The organism is Candidatus Hodarchaeum mangrovi (genome assembly GCF_975850365.1).
In genome coordinates, this window is sequence record NZ_CDLCQJ010000120.1 from 1 (window position 1) to 17,679 (window position 17,679).

13 protein-coding genes are annotated in these 17,679 nt (G+C 33.3%); 8 read left to right on the top strand and 5 right to left on the bottom strand.

Going from position 1 to position 17,679, the window contains the following annotated elements; translation table 11 throughout:
- Positions 1 to 328: 328 nt before the first annotated feature.
- Both ACWVCY_RS11770 and ACWVCY_RS11775 read left to right on the top strand, forming a co-directional pair.
- Positions 329 to 643: a glutaredoxin family protein gene (locus tag ACWVCY_RS11770; RefSeq protein WP_455143023.1), complete on the top strand. Its 315-nt coding sequence runs from the start codon at positions 329 to 331 to the stop codon at positions 641 to 643.
- A gap of 321 nt (positions 644 to 964) precedes the next feature.
- The gene (locus tag ACWVCY_RS11775; RefSeq protein ID WP_455143024.1) at positions 965 to 1,576 is read left to right on the top strand and encodes a phosphoribosyltransferase; all 612 of its coding nucleotides are present in this window, start codon (positions 965 to 967) and stop codon (positions 1,574 to 1,576) included.
- An 11-nt stretch (positions 1,577 to 1,587) separates the two neighbouring features.
- Here ACWVCY_RS11775 and lpdA read toward each other — a convergent pair whose 3' ends face one another.
- Both lpdA and ACWVCY_RS11785 read right to left on the bottom strand, forming a co-directional pair.
- Positions 1,588 to 3,012, bottom strand: coding sequence for a dihydrolipoyl dehydrogenase (gene lpdA, locus ACWVCY_RS11780; RefSeq protein WP_455143025.1), 1,425 nt, complete (start codon positions 3,010 to 3,012; stop codon positions 1,588 to 1,590).
- 377 nt (positions 3,013 to 3,389) lie between these two features.
- Complete coding sequence (locus ACWVCY_RS11785) at positions 3,390 to 4,874, bottom strand: M20/M25/M40 family metallo-hydrolase (protein WP_455143026.1); 1,485 nt, start codon at positions 4,872 to 4,874, stop codon at positions 3,390 to 3,392.
- 138 nt (positions 4,875 to 5,012) lie between these two features.
- Here ACWVCY_RS11785 and ACWVCY_RS11790 point away from each other — a divergent pair, with 138 nt between their 5' ends.
- Positions 5,013 to 5,930, top strand: coding sequence for a hypothetical protein (locus ACWVCY_RS11790; protein WP_455143027.1), 918 nt, complete (start codon positions 5,013 to 5,015; stop codon positions 5,928 to 5,930).
- Between the two features lie 15 nt (positions 5,931 to 5,945).
- On the top strand, positions 5,946 to 6,494 hold the full coding sequence (locus ACWVCY_RS11795; protein WP_455143028.1) for an O-acetyl-ADP-ribose deacetylase: 549 nt from the start codon (positions 5,946 to 5,948) through the stop codon (positions 6,492 to 6,494).
- Between the two features lie 21 nt (positions 6,495 to 6,515).
- On the opposite strand, the gene ACWVCY_RS11800 is transcribed toward ACWVCY_RS11795, so the two are convergent.
- The 3 genes from ACWVCY_RS11800 to ACWVCY_RS11810 all read right to left on the bottom strand — a co-directional run bounded on the left by ACWVCY_RS11800 (position 6,516) and on the right by ACWVCY_RS11810 (position 10,412).
- A complete protein-coding gene (locus ACWVCY_RS11800; protein ID WP_455143029.1) occupies positions 6,516 to 7,748 on the bottom strand; it encodes an acyl-CoA dehydrogenase family protein in 1,233 nt (410 codons plus the stop codon).
- A gap of 214 nt (positions 7,749 to 7,962) precedes the next feature.
- Positions 7,963 to 8,250 (bottom strand): hypothetical protein, encoded by a 288-nt coding sequence (locus ACWVCY_RS11805; RefSeq protein WP_455143030.1) that lies wholly within the window; start codon positions 8,248 to 8,250, stop codon positions 7,963 to 7,965.
- Positions 8,251 to 8,450: 200 nt separating this feature from the next.
- A complete protein-coding gene (locus tag ACWVCY_RS11810; protein WP_455143031.1) occupies positions 8,451 to 10,412 on the bottom strand; it encodes a tetratricopeptide repeat protein in 1,962 nt (653 codons plus the stop codon).
- A gap of 158 nt (positions 10,413 to 10,570) precedes the next feature.
- Between ACWVCY_RS11810 and ACWVCY_RS11815 the strand changes: the two genes are divergently transcribed.
- From ACWVCY_RS11815 to ACWVCY_RS11830, 4 genes are all read left to right on the top strand, one after another.
- Entirely contained in the window at positions 10,571 to 11,809 is a 1,239-nt protein-coding gene (locus ACWVCY_RS11815; RefSeq protein WP_455143032.1) for a saccharopine dehydrogenase family protein, read from the top strand.
- 89 nt (positions 11,810 to 11,898) lie between these two features.
- The gene (locus tag ACWVCY_RS11820; protein ID WP_455143033.1) at positions 11,899 to 14,700 is read left to right on the top strand and encodes a cation-translocating P-type ATPase; all 2,802 of its coding nucleotides are present in this window, start codon (positions 11,899 to 11,901) and stop codon (positions 14,698 to 14,700) included.
- A gap of 340 nt (positions 14,701 to 15,040) precedes the next feature.
- Positions 15,041 to 15,469 (top strand): histone, encoded by a 429-nt coding sequence (locus tag ACWVCY_RS11825; protein ID WP_455143034.1) that lies wholly within the window; start codon positions 15,041 to 15,043, stop codon positions 15,467 to 15,469.
- A 108-nt stretch (positions 15,470 to 15,577) separates the two neighbouring features.
- Positions 15,578 to 17,548: an N-6 DNA methylase gene (locus tag ACWVCY_RS11830; RefSeq protein WP_455143035.1), complete on the top strand. Its 1,971-nt coding sequence runs from the start codon at positions 15,578 to 15,580 to the stop codon at positions 17,546 to 17,548.
- Positions 17,549 to 17,679 lie beyond the last annotated feature (131 nt).

A 17,679-nucleotide genomic window follows, 5' to 3' on the forward strand; every position in this document is an offset into this window, starting at 1 on the left:
CTATATTTCAATAAGAATTTTGACTTTACTCAGGAGATTTCGATGATTCCTGAAAGACGGCCTCTTTCTAAGTAATTAATTTACCATATTTGGTGATTTTATTATTAAATACTGATAATTATTTCAGAATTTATCTAAAAAAAAGAAAATTTTAATTTTGTAAAGAAAAATTTAGATGTTTGATAACATGTTTATTAGACTTTTAGAATTTTGATAGAAATTAAATACAGAATAATTGCATATTATCAAAATAATGTTATACAAAAAAATCTTCGATTTCCTTTGAGTATACTTTAATATCTCTAGAACTGGATCCAAGGTGAACGATATGTTGATCAATCTGGAAGGATTTTCAGGTGAAATCCATCAAGTGGAGGGGACCCGAGAGAAACAGCATGAGATCTTTCTATTTGCAATTAGCACCTGTTCTTGGTGCCGACAGGCGTTTAGATGGCTAAATGATAATAAATTTAAATATTCTTATCTTTTTATTGATGATTTACCTCTAAAAGAGCGACAACTTCTAAAGGAACAAATTGAGACAATATACAAACTACCGCCAACTTTTCCTTTTTTGATTGTAGATCGTTTCCATGGTCATGCTGGTTTTAATCCTCAAGAATGGGAAATAATTCTTTCCTAGTATGGATTAATAAAATTAAATAATTCTTAATTGGGGTCTAAAGATTAATTATAACAAATAAATTTGCAATTGGGAATTATAGGTTTGTAATTTTATTCCAACTGCAAAATTAGAGACTTAAAGTCAAAAAACTCATAAATTGGGACTCTATTCTATTGAAATTTATTCTAAAACTTGATAATTCTAATTCACAATGAAGTTTGAATTAAAATTAATAAATCTGTTAATAACTATTTTGTAGAAACTATTTTAGCATTGATCCTTTATCTGGGTTTTTTGTTAAAAACTCCTTATAAGTATCCATGGGAAGAGAAACTAATAATGAATTCAAATGAATTGACTTTTACTGCTCCTTCTTGGGACTTTATTGAAGAATTAACAGTTAAGCTCTATTATTCCATTATTCAGGATAATTTTATTCCTGACATCATCGCAGGTATAAGTCGTGGAGGTCTAGTACCTGCTCGAATAATTTCAGATTTATTTCTCTCTCAAGGGAGAAAAGTCACACTTTCTATAATGCAAATTGGATTTTATGCTGGAATTGCTAAGACTGAAAAGGAACCAATAATTTATCAGGATCTCCCCGGTAGAATTCATGGACGTCGAATTCTATTGTTAGATGATGTTGCTGACACTGGAGTGTCTTTAGAATTTGCACTCCAATACCTAATGATGAAGAAACCTATTGAAGTACGTGTTGGTACGCTTTATTGGAAACCATGGTCAAGTTTTAAACCTCAATATTATGTAGAAGAAACTTCTGATTGGATCATCTTTCCCCATGAAAAGTTTGAATTTATGACTGAACAGATGAAAAGAAATAATTTTTCTGCACAGGAAGCCAAAAATTTTTTCATCAATGTTGCTGGTTTAAATGCTAATTCTGTTGAAAATTTTTTCAAATATATCTATAAAGAGAGTCATATTTAGTTTTAGAACATCTAATCTCTTTTCTGGATATTGATCTGGTGAATTGCCTTTCCAAGAGCAGCTTCTGCGGCTTCCATTATCATTTCTGGGAGTGTTGGATGTGGATGAATAACGTATCCAAGATCCTCTAGAGTTGCCCCTAATTCAAGTCCAAGAGTGGCTTCACTTATGAGATCAGAAGCATTAGGTCCAATAATCTGCACCCCGAGTAATTGGCCAGTATTTTTATCACCAACCACTTTTACAAACCCAAAATCAGATTGGTGAGTTATCGCTCGTCCTGATGCCCCGAATGAGGCTTTACCACTTATTACATCGTATCCTGCTTCTATTGCTTCAGTCTCTGATAGACCAGTAAAGGAGATTTCAGGATCAGTAAAAATAGCACTTGGGATAGATTTAAAATCAAACTTTGAGTCTAGACCTGCAATAACTTCAGCTGCGATAATACCTTGTTTTGTAGCACGGTGAGCTAAAAACGGAGGTCCAGTACAATCACCCACAGCATATATAGAATTTTGGGAAGTTTGTTGCCTTTTATTTACTTGAATAAATCCTTTGTTATCAACCAATACATTTGAATTTTCCAATTTTAGACCCGTAGTTGTCCCTCGTTTTCCAACAGCAACAAGAATTTTATCTACTCGTAATACTTGTTCTCCTTTTTTAGTGTCAATGATTATCTCATACTCACCTGTTTCTAACCGTTTTGGAGGTTTTGCCCTAGAAGAGGTATATATTGAGATTCCTAACTTTTTTAATCGCATTTTAAGCGTGCGAGTTAATAGGGGGTCAACACCAGGTAATATTTCCGGTAATAATTCAATTATTGATACCGGAACACCTAGTTTTGCATAAACAGAACCTAATTCAATTCCTATAACCCCTCCTCCAATTATGCAAAGTGATCTAGGCAATTTTTCGAAATTTAATGCTCCTTTTGCTGTAACAATGGTTTCTTCATCAATAATGAATCCAGGGAGTGAAATGAAGTTAGCACCAGTGGCAATAATGATATCCTTTGCATTAATTTGAAATTCAGTACCTGAGGTAGACAGAACTAAAACTGAACTAGGACTAATAAATGAGGCTGTTCCAATAATTAATTCTACATTGTTTCCTTTTAAAAGTTGTTTAATTCCATTGATTAAACGAATTTGTACGCTATTTTTCCATGCTTGAATTTTTTTTACATCAAATGAGGCTTCTTTAACAGAAATCCCCATTTCCTCTGCCTCATGAATCAATCTATAGTAACATCCAGCTGCTGAAATGAGCGCTTTACTTGGAATACACCCCCAGTTTAAACATTCTCCTCCTAGGTACTCTTTTTCTACTAGAATTACTTTTTTTCCTAGTTGAGCAGCTCTAATGCTTGCTGGGTATCCTCCTGGTCCCCCACCAATTATTAATACATCTGTTTCTTGAATTTCCATTTAATGCTCCTCTTTTATCAAAAATAATGTACCATATTCCATATATCATATAAATTCGTTTATAAACGTTGCCCCGACATCTCCATCGACCATATCTGTCTGGTGGTCATTAAATTACCCGCCTCCCTTTATCTATACAATTATTTATATTTGCATTTAACCTGTCTTTAAAATATTTATTTTATAGTTATAATTTGAGGTTTTAAAAGACGGACCTATTTCAAAATATTGAGAATGAACCTTATACTTTTATTAAATGAACTTTGAATCCATTTTGTTAATAGTGTCCATAAAGAATGGGACTTGCCTGAAGATCACTATAATAAATTAAAAACCCAAAAATGTTTTGATTACTGATTTTCAATGTTTGAATGAAATTAATTTTTTGAAAGTTTTGTTTGGAACTCTACAAGAAGTGTAGCAAAGAATTTCTCAAACTCTTTTACCCCTCCAACCTTTGAATCATAACTTTCAAGAACCGCATATTCTAAAGGTGAGTGAGCTCGTCCTGCATGCCCCAATCCTCCATAAACAAATGGAAGATTGAGCATAGTCTGGAAAAGAGAGAAAGGTGCCGATCCAGCAAGTAAGGGGTAAAATAGTGGAATTTTTTGGAATATTTCATAAACGGCTTTTGTGGCTTGGATTAATGGATGAGAGGGACTCATTTTTGCTGGTCCATAACCAGATCCAAAAACTACCTCAATCATTGGAAATTTCTCAATTAAATGTCTTTTGTAACACTGCTTTACATAATCAACTTCTTGGAATGGAGGAAGTCTTATATCTAAATTTGCGTGTACTTCATGTGGGATAATTGTCATCCCTCCTTCCCCATAATAACCCCCTTCAATGCCATTAATAGATAAACCTGGAGTAAATAATTGCTCAATAATCGCATTTCCACCATCTAATTCCTTACCTTCCATGTCTCGGAATTTTTTCACTCCCATGGCTTCCTTTAAATCCCTAAAATTCAGGTTTTTCACTAACTCATTAATAATCTCTCTATCTTCAGAAGAAGGTCCAATAATCTTGGGGTCTTCCATAATTCCTTTTACTAGGATTTTATTATTCTTATCATTTTTTATAGAATTTAATGCCTCAATAAGTTTAAATATAGGATTTTCCACTAAACCTGAGTTTGAAGAATGGATATTTCGACTTATAGGTCCCCCCCAAGAGCCTCCTCTGCACCAGAGTTTGGCTTCGATTACTCCCCTGACTCCCAAGTAGAAACGAATTTGACCATCAAAATTTTCAAAAAACATTGGGAAATAAACGGCTGTACAAGATTTTAATTGCTCTTTGTACTCTTGGATGAAATTTAACATGTGGGGTGAGCCTAATTCTTCTTCTCCTTCAATTACAAAGACAAAATTTACAGGTAATTCCCCCTCTAAATCAAGAAACGTCTCTAAGACATTAAAAGCAGCCATTGTTGGACCTTTTTGATTCATTACACCTCGATTCATTAAACATTTTCCTGAGAATCCTGGAAACCATTCATATTCATGGATTTCTGCCCCAAATGGATTTATTTTTTTTCCATTTAAGATCCATTTTTCGGGATAAACTGGTTGAACATCATACATTGAATAAAACAGAATGGTAGGTTTATTTTTAGTACTTTTAATTTCTCCATATACTTGAGGATGGCCAAATTCTTTTCCCATGGTCTCAGCTAAATGGACATTTGTACCACCCAAAGTTTCAATTTTTGTAAGGAGAATTTCAGCTGTTTTTCGTACTCCCTCTCCTGTGGCAGATATTGACGGTTGTTTGATGAAATCACGGATTTTCTCCAAATGCTTCTGTGTAAAATTCAAATCAATATAATTAATTATATCATTGAGTGCCATCGTTCTCCCTTAAATTATAATTAAATTCCTTGAAAAGTTTTATTGTTAATAGAATATTTTTATAACTAAAGAAGCATAATTCAATATTAAATGAACATAAGTTTAAGAACAGTAATTAAAAAGAAATGGTGAATTTCATTGTTTAGAAGAAAACCGACTGAATCAGATGTCCAAGAGATACGTAGTCAGGTAGAAAGCCTGGCAAATCGCCTTAGTGAATTTTCAAAAAAGCTAGAGGAGAGAAATGTAGACATTCAGACAAATATCATGAAAGAATTACATACTTCAATTGATGAGGTTCGAACAAACCTTGAGAGCATTTCACTCGAACTTAATAATCAGGTACTTGATTTAAGTTCTCGTATTGAAAAAATTGATCAAAATACCAACAATTGGGTATTTTCTATTAATGACCAAATTGAAAACTTCCATGCACAATATGTGAATGTTCTTGAAGAACTTCGTCAAGCAAAGAATATTGCTGTTGAAAAGGAAGCGATAATGACAAAAAGCTACCAAGAGTTAGTCGAACAATTAAAGGAAAAAGAAAAGCTAACAATTGAAAAAGAGAAGATTCACAAGGAACGAATGGATTCCTTACAGAATAATATTGATAAACGAGAAAATGAGTTAGAAGAAACTCGTGGTAAATTGACTAAACTCGAAGAGGATATTCAGAAAAAGATAAGGCTAATTGACGACTTGGAGTCACAAAGAGAGGAATCAAAATTACTAAATAAAAAATATAAAGAATTACAAGATGAATTTGAAATCCAGAAATATGAATTAGAACGTGCAAAGGCTCAGATTGAAGCAATGGGAGAAGAAAGTCATAAAGCAATGGGTATTTCTAATGCAGTAAAAATTTTTCTCGGAGAAAGTGATTCAGGAAGGATATTAAGCCAGTTAATTGCTTTGGAGGTAGCTACCATTGATGAAATTGCCTCTATGACTTCAATTGCAACCTATACAGTTCACCAAATAGTAACTCGATTTCGAGATCTAGGAATATTAACATTTGAAAATGGGACACGAAGAGTCCGAATTGTACACTAGAGATGAGAATAACCTTTGGAAAAAAAATTAGGTTCTAGCATCATTAAATTAGTGAAAGGTGATATTACTAAAGAAGAGACTGACGTGATAGTTAATGCTGCCAATCCTAGTTTAAGAGGGGGAGGTGGAGTTGATGGAGCTATTCATCATGCAGGTGGTCAACAAATTTTAAAGGAATGTATTGCTAAATATCCTAGTGGTTGTAACCCAGGGGAGGCGAGAATCACTTCTGGAGGGTTATTAAAAACAAAATGGGTTATTCACACTCCAGGGCCTATTTGGAAAGGAGGAAATCGTGGAGAATCAACTATTTTGCGAAATTCCTATAAAAATTCTCTTTTACTTGCTGAAGAGTATTCTGTAAGCAGTATAGCTTTTCCCTCTATTTCAACAGGTATTTATGGTTATCCAATTGAGTACGCTGCAGAAGTAGCTATCAAAACTGTTCTAGAGGTTTTATCCCAAACCAATATTAAAAGAATACACTTTGTTTTATTTAGTGATTCAGATTACTATATCTATAAGCAGAAATTGGAATCTATAATTAATGAATTTGAAAAATAAAAAATTTGCACCTATTCTGGCTTATTCAGAAGCGTAATTCTTTTCCATCTCTGCTCGGGAAATTACTATACGCTGAACCTCATTAGTTCCTTCATAAATAGGTGTAATTCGTGCATCTCTGTAATAACGTTCAACATCATATTCGCGGATGTAACCATATCCTCCATGCATTTGGATGGCTTCATAAGTGACTTCTTGCGCTATTTCTGAGCCATATAGTTTAGCAACAGAAGAATATTCAGAAAAATCTTGTTTTAGATCTTTCATCCGAGCAGCAACTAAATAAGCCGATCTAGCTGTGGCAATTTTCGTAAAGAGATCTGCGAGCTTAAATTGTGTTACTTGAAAACTTTCAATTGTTTTCCCAAATTGTTTCCGTGTTTTTACATAATTAGCAGCTTTTCGATAAGCAGCATCAGCAATTCCCGTTGCTTGGGCTCCTATACCAATACGTGCAGCTGCAAGCTCATATAGTACAACACTGAATCCTTTATCAATTTCTCCAAGAACATTATGCTTAGGAATGACCGCATCTTCTAAAATAACTTCACCAGTAGCATTACTATGTAATCCAAGTTTATGTTCAATACGACTGATCTTAAATCCTGGATTATCTTTGGAGTCCATAATGAAGGCTGTTAATCCTCTAGATCCTTTTTCTGGGTTGGTTGACCCTAAAAACAAATAACAATCTGCAATACCTGCATTTGTTATAAAATTTTTTGATCCATTTACAAGATAATGATCACCATTATCTAGGATTTTAGTTTTAAGAGAACCTAGGTCCGATCCTGCACCAGGTTCAGTGAATAACAATCCTCCAACCATTTCTCCTCTCGCTAATTTCGGTAAATAATATTCTTTGGCTTCTTCAGTTCCAAAAGTCTCGATAACATCACTGGACGAATTTTGAAGTCCAAAAAGTAATGATGTCCCCGCATCAGCCCGAGAGATCCGTTCATAACAAGCGTTAACTAGTGTAAAAGAAAGATTAGATCCTTCATATTCTTGGGGGATTGCTAATCCCATTAGATCACTTTGACTAATTTTTCTTAATATCTTATAAGTTTGGTCTGGATAGGTTACTTTTCCTGTTTTTGGGTCAAATGTACAACCTATTTTATCCATTTCTTGAGCATTGGGTTCAATTTCATTTTTACAGATATCATCCATTAATTGGAGAACCATTTCATTTTGTTCAGTTTCATTCTTACTAAAACCAAAAGTTGATAGTACTTGTAAAAGATCTTTCATTTCTTGTTCTCTCCATTTTTGTCTAACTTCTGAAAATGATATTTTGCTTTTAAAAGTCAATCTAGTAGGAGTACTGATTACCAAAAAAGAATTTTGGTTTAGCCAGCTTTAAGAATCGGAGGATACTTTAGAGGTTACTTTATAATTATAATCTCACAATGAAAAATAAATTTCTATATCTTAAAATTCGTTGATTGACTTAAATAGTATTTTCTTAGTCAATTTTTGGAGAATCATATTCACTGAAAGCTGCGAATATTTCTGATAACCTTTTAGAATAACCCTTTGACACATTGAACTTTTGTCGAACCTTCCAAATCCCCTCCTTATTCTTCTGCCATCCGTATAAACGAATCTGTCTTTTACCTCCTGTCTCTACAAGGCAGATAGCTTTAAGCCAAGTGCTGGTTTTTGCTAATCGTTTAGCAGCTAATACCTTGATTGTACTTGAAACTGGTAGGTCCACAACACTATCTCCTAACAACTCCATTATTTTAGCCATTATGTTTTCCTCACTTTTGAAAGCAAGAATTTCCCAGTCTTTAAGCTATAAAAAATGTTTCGAATAGCTAAGAATTTTGATTAGAATAGGAACTGCTTATGTAAGTTCAGCTAAAGGTATTGAAAATCAAAAATTCATCTTGGTAATAAAAATAACTTAAACTCCCATAACTAAGAAATTTTCTTTAAGGAAAGAAATAATTAATTGTAAAAGATATCTTGGACTAATTTTTGAATTTCTGTTGATTCGGATAGATCAATTTGGAAGTTTTGGGTAGGAATTTGATTTATATCGGGAAAAGTCTCACGTAATTGTAAGAATTTCAATCGAATACCAATATTGGCTTGTTCATCACAGATAAGTGCAAATAATAACGGATGACGATGTGCAATTAACACAAGTGAATCTTGGTAATGAATTTCATTCAATTCCTTTAAAGAAAGTGTACGTGACATTGTATTAATAGCTGAAATTAAACCAGATATTAGTAGCCTATCTAAGTTGAGAGATCGGTCAAAATAATAGAGAAAGATGGGTAATGAAGATTCACTATCGAGAACTACTAATAATTGAAGGTTTGTCTTTTTTTCTTCAATAATCCATGAATCTCTATGAGCACGGTTTTGAAGACTCGTTAAAAACTCGATTGCGTTTAAAGCATCAAGAGGTGAAGTAGAAAGATTCATAATATCGATATTAAGTAGTTTTTTGTGTTCGAGTCCAAAGAAATTTATGTCTTTACTCTTCTGAGCTTCTTCTAATAATTTTTTTGCCATTGGATCCCCAGAAAAAGCTCTTGGTATAGCTTGTATTACTTTGGAGGTATAGGACCATCCTTTGATTTCTTGGCCTTCAACAAGAGAGCGAAATTCATCAGCCAACAAAATGGCTTCTTCAAGAACTTTACCTTGTTTACGCCAGAAAAATATCTCTAAATGTAAAATTATCTCGTCAGCTAGACATTCGAGAATATTAGAAATGTCACGACTCTTTTTGTATTTTCTTAAGGCATGATTATAATATTCTAGAGCTAATCCAAAATTACATGCATATTTCTCTATAGTGGCAAGAACCCTATAATAATCAGGATCGTCTATTTCCTTTCGAGAAATCCAATCTTGATTTAGACCATTCTCAAGATTCTCTTTTGCTTTATCAATAAAACCTTGAATAGAATATAGTTGGCTTAATTGAAATATTGCATCTAAACTAGGTAATTTAAATTGCTGGAAAAGATCCACAGCCTCCTTAGCATAAGTAACAGCTAGATCAAGATCACCTAACTCATAAGATAAATCTGCTAAATTATTAACGACTCTATAGATTAGAAATGGATCGATTTCTAGGGTTTGAAGGCTTTTTCGCATCTTGAGAAGATCTTTAAAGATTTCAACTGCTTTTTCGTAATCTCTTTCCTTTTGAGACAATAAACCTAAATTTTCTCCAATGTGGAATAAGAAATAATAATTAGAAAATACCTTAAACTTCACATAGCTTGATTCTAAGAATTTTCGACTTTTCTCCAAATCACCATATCGATTATGGTAAATTCCAAGTGCCATTTCTAGAAATCCAGAATAAAATCGATGATCTTTGAATTTATTTTGATTTAATTGTTTAACTACTCTTTCTTTCAAATTTTCAGCAGCAGGGGATTCCCGTGATTCTATAAATGCCAAAAGAAGAATAAAGCTATATACTGTCGTGAATAGTGGATCATCCTTCTCTAAATCGATTGAAATGTTTGATAACAATCCAATTACGCGGGAATATTGTCCTTCACGAAATTCAAACCAAGCAATGCTAATTAAAAGATAAATTTCTTTCAGAATTGGTGTTAGAGAGGTTATTTTTGGTAATTCCTCACCAACCATGGCCGAAAGAAGATAGCCAATCGGCGAGGAGAATTGATTTTGTGCATCTTCTTGAAGTATCTGTTTGATTAGAACCGAATTTCCTGAAAAGAATCCTGCATAACCCAAAAATAGTGAAACTGTCTCATTATCAACTTTTTGATTTTTAAAGTAGATAGTCAATAATTTTTCTAGAAGAAGGCCAAATTCAAACGTTTCACAAAACTGGTCCAGCCATTCCTTTATTTCACGTGGTAGAAGTGGATGAATTTGATCGAATTCGGGATAAATATCAAGAAAATTTTTCATCTAACAACGACTACCCAAGTTAAAGTTTAGATTCTATTCTCTGTTGAAATTTTTTTCTTAAAGGTTAAAAGTCCTTTCAATAGTTATAATCATATTTGTTTTTAATGTGAAGAATTCTTAATAACTTAAAGAATCTGTAAACTGGAGAGGTACTACAATTGAAATTATTAATTCTTGGAGCAGCAGGTGATATGGGGTCGTATATCTTAAGGGATTCCTGTAATCAAAAAATTTGGTCTCAAATTACAATTGGTGATATTAACCAAAAACGTGCATTACAACTACTTAAAGAATTAGACGATGAACGAGTGAGTTTTCAACATATTAATGTATTAAAACAATCCGAACTGGTCTCTTTAATGCAGAAATATGATATAGTAATCTCTGCGATCGGTCCTTTTTATTATTTTGGACCCAAAGTCGTGAAAGCTGCAATAGAGGCTCAAACTCCTTTAGTTGACATTTGTGATGATTCAGGACCAACGATTGAAATCTTAAAAATGAATGATGAAGCTAAGAAGGCGGGAGTGCCTATTTTTTTAGGATTTGGTTGGACCCCAGGATTAACAAATCTCCTAGTACGTCATGCTTATAATAAACTGGATTCAAACTATCCAACTGAAATTGATATATCTTGGGCTGGGGGTGCTGCTGATTCAGAGGGTTTTGCAGTGATCTTACATGTACTTTATGCTGTGACGGGAGAATTTCCATCTTTTCAAGATGGGAAAATGATTTATGTTCCTGCAGGAAAAGGGAATGTGAAAATTGATTTTCCTGAACCATTAGGCGAAGTTTCTGTTTTTGATTGTGGTCACCCCGAACCTGTAACAATTCCTAGATATTTGAAGAATATTCAACGCTGTACTCTAAAAGGAGGTCTAACTCCTGATTGGAATAATAAATTTTCCGAATCTATGAAACAATTACACCTTACCCAAGGAAATACCCGTAAAAAAATTCTGGGAAAATTAGTTCACTTAACCGAATCTATTTTTGCTACAGGAGGAATTGCTGCTTCTTCAGCACGCGTTGATATTTATGGAACATATTCTGGTAATAAAATTCATTGGGTATATTGTACACCTTCTCTAGAGATGGGTAAGTTAACAGGTTGCCCTGCTTCGATTGCAGCCCAACTATTTGCAGAGAAGAAGATAAGAGAAGTTGGTATTATTCCTCCTGAGGCAATAAAAGAGCCTGAGTTGTTTTTTGAGGAACTTAAAAAGAGAAATATCAATCTAATTTTCGATGAAGCTGATCCTTTAGAATATTTTAAGAAACCAGTTCCTTTTGTCCCTAGTTTTTTCTCACAGTATGGTCTTTCTATCTTTCTACTTTTGATTTTCTGTTTTCTAGTATCTATCCTCGGAATTTTCATAATAAATTTGATTTGAGAACAAATTTTGGATTTAAAGGTTCAGTCCACTAAATTAACAAATATAAAGCAATTATTAATCCAAAACTTAGAAGAAGGATATCCACCATGAACGAAGGCACATCACCAATTCATTTGAGAACTATTGAGGAGTTGAGGGATTCATTAAAGACTGATCTACAGCGTGGATTATCGAGTGAGGAAGCTGCTAGAAGGATTCAATCATATGGATCTAATGAATTAATAGCTGGAGAACGAATTTCTCCTTTTAAAATGTTTCTTCTTCAATTTCAAGACTTTATTGTCTTCTTACTCATAGGTGCTGCATTGATTTCCCTTCTCTTTGGAGAATATATTGAAGCGTTAATCATAGTAATTATTGTTATCCTTAATGGGGTGTTAGGATTTGTTCAAGAGTATCGTGCAGAAGCAGCTCTTGAAAAGCTTAAGGAATTGACGGGAGATGATACACTAGTTATACGTGACGGTATAGAGATACGTATCGACACACGCGATCTAGTTCCAGGCGATATACTACTTATGTATGAAGGAGAAACCATTGCTGCAGATGCTAGAATCTTTGAAGCAAGTCGTCTACGTGTTGAGGAGGGGTTATTGACTGGAGAATCCGTTCCAGTTGACAAAACAACTAAAGTTTTAGAAAAAGCTCGTATTCCTATTGCAGAAAGAAAAAATATTGCTTTTATGGGAACGACAACAGTAAAAGGTAGGGGTCAGGCAATAGTGTACGGAACTGGTATGAATACAGAAATGGGAAAAATTGCGCAATCAACTGCAGAGACGAAAACTCTAGACACTCCTCTTCAAAAGCAATTAAATCGTCTTGGTAAAATACTTGGAGTTATTGTTATTCTCGTTGTATTTTTGGTTTTGTTTGCTCAAATTAGCCAAGCACGAGTACCATTTGTTAAAATGATTGAGGACGCTCTTTTTCATCAAAAAGGGGAATTAATTGAGGTAATTGAAACAGCTCTTGCCTTAGCTGTATCTGCAGTCCCTGAGGGTTTAGCTGCTGCCATAACATTAACTTTAGCTATTGGAGTGCAAAGAATGGCAAAAAAAAAGGCCGTTGTTAGAAAACTCCCAGCTGTTGAAACATTAGGGTCTGTAGAAGTGATTTGTACGGATAAAACTGGCACTCTTACACAAAATAAAATGACTGTTCAGAAGATATGGACCCCACAACTAGGATTAGTTGACATCACAGGGACTGGATATTTACCCAAAGGAAATTTCATTCATGTGGAAAAGCAGATAAAATTAAATGTTCAGGAATTTCGTGATCTTTATCAAGCGATTAAAATAGGCGCTTTATGCAATACTTCTTCAATTAAATATTCTTATGAAAAAAATGAATGGTTATGTCAAGGAGATCCAACAGAAGGAGCATTAATTGTTACAGCAATGAAAGCAGCTCTTTTAGATCGATGGGAAGAAGGTTATCAGCTCAAAGAGAATGGAGAAATTTTTTTCGACTCAGAAAGAAAACGAATGACAATGGTTTATAGTCGAAAAAGACCTGGGAAAGAAGATACTTGGGCGTTTATCAAAGGATCTCCTGATTCTGTTCTTGAAAAATGTACACATGTTTTAATTGGTGATAAACGGGTTTCTTTAGCTGATACTATTAGAACTCAAATTTCACAAAATAATTCTTTTTTAGCTGAGAAAGCCTATCGAGTTCTCGCGGTTGCTCAAAGAGAACTTTCAAATGAGTTAACTGAATTTAATGAGGAAATCGTTGAAAAAGAGTTAACTTTTGTTGGTTTAATCGGAATGATAGACCCTCCTCGTGATGAAGTCGAGTCAGCGATTAGAAAATGTAAGGATGCTGGAATTCGTTTAATTATGATCACTGGTGATCAGCTAGACACTGCTTTAGCAATTGCAAAATCATTAGATCTGAAACCTGATGTAGATAAATTTTATCTAGCTCATACTTCTGCTGAATTAGAGGAAATGGATGATATGGAATTTAAAGAGGTATTAAAAGACCTTGATGTCTGTGCACGAGCTTCACCTATTATTAAAAAGCGTATTATACGAACTCTACAAGAAGAGTTTAATTTAGTTGTTGCAATGACAGGAGATGGAGTCAATGATGCTCCAGCGTTAAAAAGCGCAGACATTGGTATTTCAATGGGAATTGCGGGTACAGATGTAGCACGGGAAGCTAGTGATATGATTTTAATGGATGATAATTTTGCTACAATTGTTTCAGCAGTCGAAGAAGGCAGAATAATTTATTCAAATATGAAAAAATTCATCCGTTATCTTCTAAGTTCAAATTTTGATGAGATTTTAGTTGTTTTTACAGCTACAGTTTTATTAGGGTGGCCCTCCCCATATTTGGCACTTGGAATATTGTGGATCAATCTAATGACTGATGGACTACCTGCTCTTGCTCTTTCAGTAGATCCTGGAGATCCTATTGTTATGAAAGAGCAACCTAGAGGGCGACAAAGCAATTTATTGAGAGAAATTCTTATTTTCTCTCTTGTCGCAGGAATAATTTCTTTCCTTGCTACAATGATCTTTTTTGTTGCGTTCATAGGAGATTTTTCTGAGACTAATTTAAAAGTAGCTCGTACCTTAGCTCTTACTGTATCAGTTATTTTTGAACTTTTTCAAGTTTTTGTTTCTCGAACTCCCGAAAATAAAAGTGTATGGACTACTAATCCTTTTACAAACATGTATCTGGTAATTGCTGTGGGAACAGCTTTTTTCTTACACCTCTTTATAATTTATGTCAAACCAATAGCCGAGATTTTTGGATTGGTTCCAATCACTGTGGAACAATGGATAGCTATGTTTCTAGTTGTTATAATAGGAACAATAATTCTTGACATTGTGAAAATTGGGCAGAATAAAATTTTAAATAAAAATTGAGGTGGATCTGCTATTTTAATTCCTTTTGCTCTATTATTTTTCGTTAAATCGTTGAAAGATTGTATTAAAGTGCGCTATGAGCCAGAAAAATAAAAAGGGCTTCTAACTTCTTCTTTAGGAAATTCATTTTTCAGAGAGTAAAGTGCTCTACGTTATAATCTTGCATGTAAATCATCTATAAGCGATTTTGATTTTATTATTCTAGTAGCTATAACTCGAGTACTTTTAATTTGTGAAGTGTAAAAGTAAAACCTTTTAAACTCACGAATGGGAGGGTGACCTAGTGTTCTAGAGCTGATTTGCTTTAGGATGAACTTATAAAGGAGAAAAGGTGAAAATAATGGCAACCTTTGCAAAAGCTAGAATTGAATCGATTATGAAATCTGCTGGTGCAGAACGTATCTCTGCTTCAGCACTTGGAAGAATGGATGAACTAGTAACGGAATTTGGGACAAATTGTTCCAAAACCGCTATTAATTTAGCTAATACTGCTAATCGTAAGACTGTTCAGGAAGAAGATATCAAGCTTGCAGTTAATAAGGTCGGAATGCCCAAATATTCCCCAACTGATCCAAAATCACGAGCTTTCGCCAAAGCGAGAGTTGAACGAGTGATAAGAGATGCAGGTGCTTCTAGAGTCTCAGCAGATGCAGTGGATTATCTAAACCAACAGCTTGAGGCCTATTGCTATACTTTAGCCAAGTCAGCGATTGAAATTGCCCGTCATGCAAAGAGAAAGACTGTTAAAGATACCGATATTATGCCTTAGGCATAATTTCTTTCTTTTTTTTTTTCTAAATTTACTGATTAGATTTCTATTTCTTCTCCACAATTTTTTTTTATTAATAATTTTTAATGCATTTTGTGTTTCTAGAACATGGAAAGCACTTCTTTAATAACAGAGGAAAATCTAGGCCAGTATTATACTCCTGAATATATTGTTGAGTATATAATTAATAAAACACTTGGTCATGTGGTAAATTGTAAGGAGCTTAATGATATAAAGATTTTAGATCCTGCTATTGGGATGGGTATTTTTCTTAAAAAGGCATATGATTTTTTGAATAAATTTCAAAGAAAAAACAATCAATGGAATGAACATATAAGGCGAAATATTATCGCAAATAATCTTTATGGGGTAGACCTCGACATTAAACAGATATTTTATAGTATTGAAAATCTTAATTTATTAGGTTATTCATTAAATATCAAACAAGCTGATTTCTTAGTTCCTCCTCCAAGTACAGAAATTTCAATTGAACCAAAGTACTCTAGGAAATTGCATAGCTTTAGGAAAAGGATTTCTGAAGATTTTATTAAACAAGGAAGAATGGACTCAAGCTTACTAACAGAATTAATATTGATAGAAGATAAAATAAAACAAAAAATTAAAAATCAAGTTCAAGAGTTCTATCACGATTCATATTCTAATAATTTAAATCTTTGGACAAGATTATTCCCTGAAGTAGACAAATGGGACGTGATAATAGCAAATCCTCCTTGGGGAGCTGACTTGAAGAGATATAGTGTTAAATTATTCAATCTATATCAATCGGGAGGAAATCAAGCAGATTCTTGGGCGTTATTTTTAGAACAATGTTTAAAGAACTTAACAATAAATGGTCGATTGGGTTTTGTTATTCCCAATACATTTTTAATAAATGAAAATTATTATAAAATTAGGAAAATTATCGTTGAAGAGTATACAATTCACTATATAATGAATTTAGGAGAAAATGTGTTTAAAGATGTATCCCAACCCTCAATGATTATAATTCTAGAGAATAAAAAGCCAGAGGGGAATGATCAAGTAAAAGTAATTTCAAACATAAGAAAAAAGAAATTATTCAAGATTGATCTTGTAAATAATAGTCTCAATTACAGATTTTATCAGCAATCTTCTTTTCGTAATAATTCAAACTTTCAGCTAAATATCTTTTCATCAGGATCAGAGAAGTTATTAAAGCAAATAGAAAAAGGATCAGGACCTATTTATGAGAGAGTTTTTAAACTTGGAACCTTAGTTACTAATGGTAGAGGGGTTGAGTTAAATAAAAAAGGAAGGGTTATCCAATGTGGTAAATGTGGCTGGTGGAATCCTCCTCTATTGATGAGAAAAGCAAAAATCCCTAAGAAAATTTGCAGGAATAACCAGTGTAAAAATCTATTGACATTAGATTGTATTGAAGATCAAATTGTTAAAAATTATTATTTCCAAAATAGTGTACCATTCTTAACAGGAGAGCATATACATCGTTATTGGATAAGTCCTCATTATTTTATCGATCCCTTTCGTCTGGGAATTCAATATAAAGATCCTTTAATATATAAAGGTCCAAAACTTCTTCTTCGTAAAACAGGACATGGGATTCGGACTGTTATCGATTATGAGAATCGTTGGGTTTCCCAAGTGGTTTATATTTTTCAGCTTAAATCATTGGCTACTCAAAATTCCATTTCCCTTGAATACATTTTAGGAGTTTTAAATTCCAAGTTAATCTATTATTATTATTATCACAAATACGCTGATCCGTTTCGTGATACATTTCCTCATTTCACTCAAAATAAATTTCTAGATCTGCCAATAAGAATCCCTGTTTCCTCTGATGAAAGAGAATTAGTTGAAAAAATTGCAAAACAAGCACATTTTTTACAATTAGAATATCATAGAATAAATAAATTAAATGATTCAGAAAAACATTTAGCTAAACTATTGAGAGAGTTAAAACAACTAGAAAATCGTCTCAATCTTGATGTGTTTTTATTATATGAAATTTCGAAAGAAGATCAAGAGATTATAAAAGACACTTTGGAGCATTTTGCTAAACTTAGAGAAAGTAGTTTTTAAATAAGTGATAAAAAGAACAGTTTAGCCAATCTTCTGGATTAAATAAGATGATAGAATCTGATATAATTGCAAAACCTAACAGAAATCGTTATTACTTTGAGACCATCGATTTAGTATTAATTGCCTTGTTC

Excerpts from the sequence above, each read along its gene's own strand:
- ACWVCY_RS11770 (WP_455143023.1), top strand. The coding sequence starts at position 329 with ATGTTGATCAATCTGGAAGGATTTTCAGGTGAAATCCATCAAGTGGAG.
- ACWVCY_RS11775 (WP_455143024.1), top strand. The coding sequence starts at position 965 with ATGAATTCAAATGAATTGACTTTTACTGCTCCTTCTTGGGACTTTATT.
- lpdA (WP_455143025.1), bottom strand. The coding sequence starts at position 3,012 with ATGGAAATTCAAGAAACAGATGTATTAATAATTGGTGGGGGACCAGGA.
- ACWVCY_RS11785 (WP_455143026.1), bottom strand. The coding sequence starts at position 4,874 with ATGGCACTCAATGATATAATTAATTATATTGATTTGAATTTTACACAG.
- ACWVCY_RS11800 (WP_455143029.1), bottom strand. The coding sequence starts at position 7,748 with ATGAAAGATCTTTTACAAGTACTATCAACTTTTGGTTTTAGTAAGAAT.
- ACWVCY_RS11805 (WP_455143030.1), bottom strand. The coding sequence starts at position 8,250 with ATGGCTAAAATAATGGAGTTGTTAGGAGATAGTGTTGTGGACCTACCA.
- ACWVCY_RS11810 (WP_455143031.1), bottom strand. The coding sequence starts at position 10,412 with ATGAAAAATTTTCTTGATATTTATCCCGAATTCGATCAAATTCATCCA.
- ACWVCY_RS11820 (WP_455143033.1), top strand. The coding sequence starts at position 11,899 with ATGAACGAAGGCACATCACCAATTCATTTGAGAACTATTGAGGAGTTG.
- ACWVCY_RS11825 (WP_455143034.1), top strand. The coding sequence starts at position 15,041 with ATGGCAACCTTTGCAAAAGCTAGAATTGAATCGATTATGAAATCTGCT.
- ACWVCY_RS11830 (WP_455143035.1), top strand. The coding sequence starts at position 15,578 with ATGGAAAGCACTTCTTTAATAACAGAGGAAAATCTAGGCCAGTATTAT.